A 4,811-nucleotide genomic window follows, 5' to 3' on the forward strand; every position below is an offset into this window, starting at 1 on the left:
GTTTGGCCAGTGCGTCCACGCCACCCGCATCATACCGCTCTATCCACTGAACCACATGTGAAGGATGGACACCGTACTCTTCTCGAATGGCGTTAGGTGACATACCCCCCTTCACTAAACCAATATAGTAAAGCTTTTCTTCTACGCTGTATCTCGAACCTTTTCGGCCCATAAAAAATACTCCTTCCTCGGCAGACAAGCTTTAATTATTTGCTTGTCTACCTCAGTAGGAGTATACCCGGTTGACCTGACACGGAACGGCCCACCACCTTAACGCGAAACCGTGTATAATAAAAACTATCATTAAAAGAGGAGGCAAGTATGACCATTCGACGAATACAGCAAAGCGACTTTACCGAGGTGGACGCGTTACTGCGCACCGCATATAGTGGCAGCAAGCGCGGCTATCATGGAGAAGCAGCGTTAGTAGCTGAGTTACGACGCACTGCCGATTATGATGCGGCGCTAGAAGTGGTGGCAACCATCGACGGTCATTTAGTCGGGTACGGGTTGATGACGGCAGCAACCATCACACCTGATGCCCATATGCAAGGTGTGGCTTTGGCTCCTCTGGCAGTTGCACCTGGTTACCGAGGCAGCGGCTTAGGAATGGCGATTGTTTCGGAGCTCGATATGCGGGCAACGGATCTACGGCGGGATTTTGTCAGCGTCATCGGTGATCGGCAGTTCTTCGGCCGCATTGGTTTTCGCAAAGCAGCAAATTACCGACTTGAGCCGCCATTTCCGATCGTAACCGAAGACCACCTCATTAAAGAATTAATTCCTGGGGTTTTGGCCAGCGTTCGCGGAAAAGTCAATTATGCCCATCCTTTTTTAACTGAAATAGTGGAGTAACATTTAGGCGTTAACAGTGATGAGCTGTGGTTAAATCCGCAGCTTATTTTTTCTTGTGATTCTTGGACGTGTCGGTGGCGTGGTGTGCCATATGTAATGCACCGACACAAAGTCCACCGCTGATGATACCGCTACCCATTAGCGCGTCATCACTGAGATGCGGCCAGTATTCGACAAACGCTATAAACGCGATGATGATTGCCACTATTAGTAATTGCCAAGATAAATGATACGGTTGCCGTATCTTCATTCAAAAACCCCCCTCATGCTTTTTTCTTCAAAGACATCATCAGCCTACAGCAAAACAGCATACGTTTAAAGGTTCGTTGATGAAATAAGGGCAGTGATCGAGCTATAACAGAGATCGCTGACAGTTGAATTGACAGCGCTTGGCGAAGTGTTATAAGTAAAGGAGCTTATTTTCCCTGAAAACATGTCAAATCTTTTACATTTTGACAATTGCTTTTCATAAGTGTCAATGACTGTTACAATATGAACATATTCGAACGGATGTCTGTCGGTGAGGAGCGTTTGCTGGCAGTCAGTTCATTTTTTTTGGGGGGAATTCGCGTGAAGCAGTTTTATATTGTTGACAGTTCGATTCTTCCGGACGTGGTCGGCAAGGTGATTGCCGCGCGGGCATTGCTCCAGAATGGCGAAGTAAAACAGGTGAGTGAAGCGGTCAAACGAGTCGGCATTTCACGCGGCACTTATTACAAATATAAGGACTATGTATTTTTACCAGATCATGAAATGGCATCGCGTAAGGCAGTGATTTCATTGATGCTTCATCACGATCGCGGCATTTTGTCTGAAGTTTTGACCGTAATGTCACAAGCCCAAGCTAGCATCGTGACCATTAATCAGAATATTCCGATCCACAACTGGGCAAGTGTCGTCATATCATTTGATATTTCGGCGCTGCAAGGAACTCTTGATGATCTTACCACTAAACTTGGCGGCATTCGCGGTGTCAGTGATGTACACCTGATTTCCATTGAATAAACAGCATGTTTTTGGAGGCTTTATGAAAATAGCAATTAAATTGTTGCTCTTGGTTTTAGTCGCTGGCGTTGCTTTATTTCCGGCGTTGCTATTAATTTTATTTGTGATCGGCCTGAGCGTGGTGATTTCCGGTGCCATGGCAGTGAGCGCAGTTGGCATTGTTTTGGGCATTATTTTTGTCGCGCTGGTGGGCTTGAGTATTATGATTCCAAGTGTTTTGCTCATTATTCGCTTTATGACTTTTCGGACAGTCAATGCACGTTTCCGGCATGGCAATCAACGCGTTGTCTTGCCTGTGAGCGTCAGATTGACGGGTCGTTCCATTTACCACGCAATTTACGAGAACTTTAAGGCTGGGCGGCGCCAAGGCAAACATTTGGTGCAGGCGTGGAGTTTTGGGCTTGAAACTTACTTCCATGAAGATCTTCAGGCTTATCTGGCAGATCAGATTCTTGCCCAGCACGGTCCCGAAATGGCTGAAGCTTTTGTGCTTGATGAACGCCACTCTTATACGATTGCCTATTAATATGATTAATGGCTTGGTGGCATCGGTCAATTAGTGCTAAACATGATGAAAAGTCGATCTTGTTTTTTGAGACCGGCTTTTTTGGACGCAATATTCAGCTTTTAGCTTATTAGGCGTATAAACGGACTACTAAGCGGGAATATTATTCATCAAGACGGGCACGTCGTTGAATGACTCGGTTGGTCTGTGGCCAGCGCATGTCTTCAAAACCGACAAATTCAATGGTTAATTGGGTTTGTTTGCGTAACAGGCCAAGAAAAACTTCTAACTGAGCAAGATCATAACCGTGCAGACTATGCAACGGGATTGAGCGCTGTCGTTGATCCTTGAGTTGAATGTTGAAAAAGAAGTTGAATGCCGACGTATAAGTCTGATTCACCAGTGAGATCCAGTACCGTGTATTTCGTTTTCGCCTAAATAATGGCGTTAACCGTTCCATGATGATTTTGAGATCCTTAGTCATAGCTATTGCCGCCATTATGTCCTCCTACCAGTGATGCACGTTGAATGGCTGTACCACCATGCATCGCGCTTTTGGCGTACACTAACGCCTTGAAACCAAAGCGACTGCGAATCGTATCGAGTGTTCGTTCCAGATCGGTGGCTTTAATTTGGCGATCAACCGGCTCAAAAAAGTTAAGTTGTTCGCCAGTGTCTGGTGCTAGACGGGATGTGTAAACTGCCACGTTGCGGATAACTTCACCATGCCAGTTCTTTCGAAAAATCTCGCGCAATGCTGCGACAATATCGGTGTTGCGATTGGTTGGTAGAATCCGCTTTGCTTGCGTAAAACCGGATCGACCGTCTTGCTGGCTTTCTGCATACGAAAAGCCGATACCCAGTGAAAGCTCACCGGCACGTTTATGATGATGGCGTAAGCGGGCAGCGACCTGTTCACCGATTTCTTTGATGACAATTTCGATTTCAAATTGATTGCTATAGTCGCGCGGAAGCACTTGAGAATTACCGATACTTGGTTGGCGGGTCACGATGGGTTTACTGATTTTGGTGCGATCAACGCCCCAAGCAATTGCAAACAACTGAGTGCCGATAATACCCATTTCTTGTTTTAAGGCATAAGGATTCGCATGGGCGAGTTCATACATGTTCGTGATGCCCATGCGCGCTAAATGCGCTGCTGTGCGATGACCGATACTCCAGACATCGGTCATTTCTTTAATTTGCCAGATGGTGTCCGGAACAGTCGTATACTTGATGATGCCAAGCAAATCAGGACTGTGTTTGGCATAAACATCAAGAGCAATTTTAGCTTGAACCGGATTTTCACCGATCCCGACCGTGGTCCGCAGACCTAGCTGTTGTTGAACAGTTGATTGAATAAGCTTGGCAACTGCCGCTGGTGTTTTCCCAAACAGCCGCCAAGTATGGGTCATGTCAAGGATGGATTCATCGATTGAGTAGGCCCATAAATCTTCATCGGCGACAAATTGACGGAAAATATCGTTAATGGCCAGATTTTTCTGAATATAGAGGTTCATGCGTGGCGGAACGACGATTAAATGCGGTTCGTTGGGTAAATCGCGCTGGCGACTGACATTGTTTTTGAGACCATACATTTTTTTGGCCATAGGCGACGTTGCTAAGATGAGCCCACCGTTTGTATTTTCCTGTTCAGACATGACAACTAGGATAGTTTTGAGCGGATCAAGTCCGCGCTCAATGCTTTCGACTGAGGCGTAAAAGGACTTGTTGTCAATCAAAAAAATGACCCGATGCGGTTCGTGTGGATAATCATAGGACATGAAGATCACCTCTGCTTATCATTATACGAACATATGTTTGGACAGGCAAGCTATTTATTTTTGTGAGCGCGAACCGGCGCGGTTAGAAGCCGGAGCATAAGTGGCCTCGAGCTAAATGGCTGGTCTTTGGCCATTTTAGGCTCGAGGTCCTTATGTGCAGGCTTCTGCGCCGGTGAGCGCGTTATAGAACATCAAAGTCCCATACATAATTGCCCCTAATAGAACAAAACCTTTCATCACGGCCACTTTCAACCATTGGCCATTCAAGTTAGAGGCCCTTATGTGCAGGTTTCTGGGCTGGCGAACGCGTTATTGAGATACTATAACGCGTTCACCCGACTTCTAAGCGCGCCGGCTCACGCTCACCACATAAAAATCCCCTGTTGTGCATCTGCACAGCAAGGGATTGATGAAGCGATCAAAATGGGGTCTACACTTTCTGGTGTTGAGAAATAATCAACACTGAACGTGTAGGCCCTTTTTGGATAACGCAAAAAGACACCTACTCAGTGTCCATGCTATGCTTGTTAGCGTCGAAACCAAAAGCAAGCGAGGTTATGAGTAAATGTCCCAATACGATCCTACACTGTCCGTCCTTGGAATACCAGACCATAATATCAAAGTTGCCTTTGTTCGTCATGAATATCGCGGCAACGGGGTAC

The 4,811-nt window shown here is 46.2% G+C and carries 7 protein-coding genes; 3 read left to right on the forward strand and 4 right to left on the reverse strand.

Going from position 1 to position 4,811, the window contains the following annotated elements; all coding sequences use genetic code 11:
- On the reverse strand, positions 1 to 172 hold a 172-nt coding region (locus BVJ53_RS15485), incomplete at its 3' end, for a helix-turn-helix domain-containing protein (RefSeq protein WP_137295994.1).
- Positions 173 to 321: 149 nt separating this feature from the next.
- On the opposite strand from BVJ53_RS15485, the gene BVJ53_RS13800 reads away from it, so the two are divergent.
- Positions 322 to 855: a GNAT family N-acetyltransferase gene (locus tag BVJ53_RS13800; protein ID WP_129302901.1), complete on the forward strand. Its 534-nt coding sequence runs from the start codon at positions 322 to 324 to the stop codon at positions 853 to 855.
- A 43-nt stretch (positions 856 to 898) separates the two neighbouring features.
- On the opposite strand, the gene BVJ53_RS13805 is transcribed toward BVJ53_RS13800, so the two are convergent.
- Complete coding sequence (locus tag BVJ53_RS13805; protein ID WP_129302902.1) at positions 899 to 1,105, reverse strand: hypothetical protein; 207 nt, start codon at positions 1,103 to 1,105, stop codon at positions 899 to 901.
- 320 nt (positions 1,106 to 1,425) lie between these two features.
- Here BVJ53_RS13805 and BVJ53_RS13810 point away from each other — a divergent pair, with 320 nt between their 5' ends.
- Positions 1,426 to 1,860, forward strand: coding sequence for an ACT domain-containing protein (locus BVJ53_RS13810; RefSeq protein ID WP_129302903.1), 435 nt, complete (start codon positions 1,426 to 1,428; stop codon positions 1,858 to 1,860).
- A 22-nt stretch (positions 1,861 to 1,882) separates the two neighbouring features.
- On the forward strand, positions 1,883 to 2,386 hold the full coding sequence (locus BVJ53_RS13815; protein WP_129302904.1) for a hypothetical protein: 504 nt from the start codon (positions 1,883 to 1,885) through the stop codon (positions 2,384 to 2,386).
- Positions 2,387 to 2,528: 142 nt separating this feature from the next.
- On the opposite strand, the gene BVJ53_RS13820 is transcribed toward BVJ53_RS13815, so the two are convergent.
- Both BVJ53_RS13820 and BVJ53_RS13825 read right to left on the reverse strand, forming a co-directional pair.
- Complete coding sequence (locus BVJ53_RS13820) at positions 2,529 to 2,864, reverse strand: acetyl-CoA carboxylase (protein ID WP_167470215.1); 336 nt, start codon at positions 2,862 to 2,864, stop codon at positions 2,529 to 2,531.
- Entirely contained in the window at positions 2,842 to 4,149 is a 1,308-nt protein-coding gene (locus BVJ53_RS13825) for a Y-family DNA polymerase (RefSeq protein ID WP_129302905.1), read from the reverse strand. Before BVJ53_RS13825 ends, BVJ53_RS13820 begins: the two co-directional genes overlap by 23 nt.
- Positions 4,150 to 4,811 lie beyond the last annotated feature (662 nt).

This window comes from Lacticaseibacillus chiayiensis, from assembly GCF_004123795.1.
Taxonomy (GTDB): domain Bacteria; phylum Bacillota; class Bacilli; order Lactobacillales; family Lactobacillaceae; genus Lacticaseibacillus; species Lacticaseibacillus chiayiensis.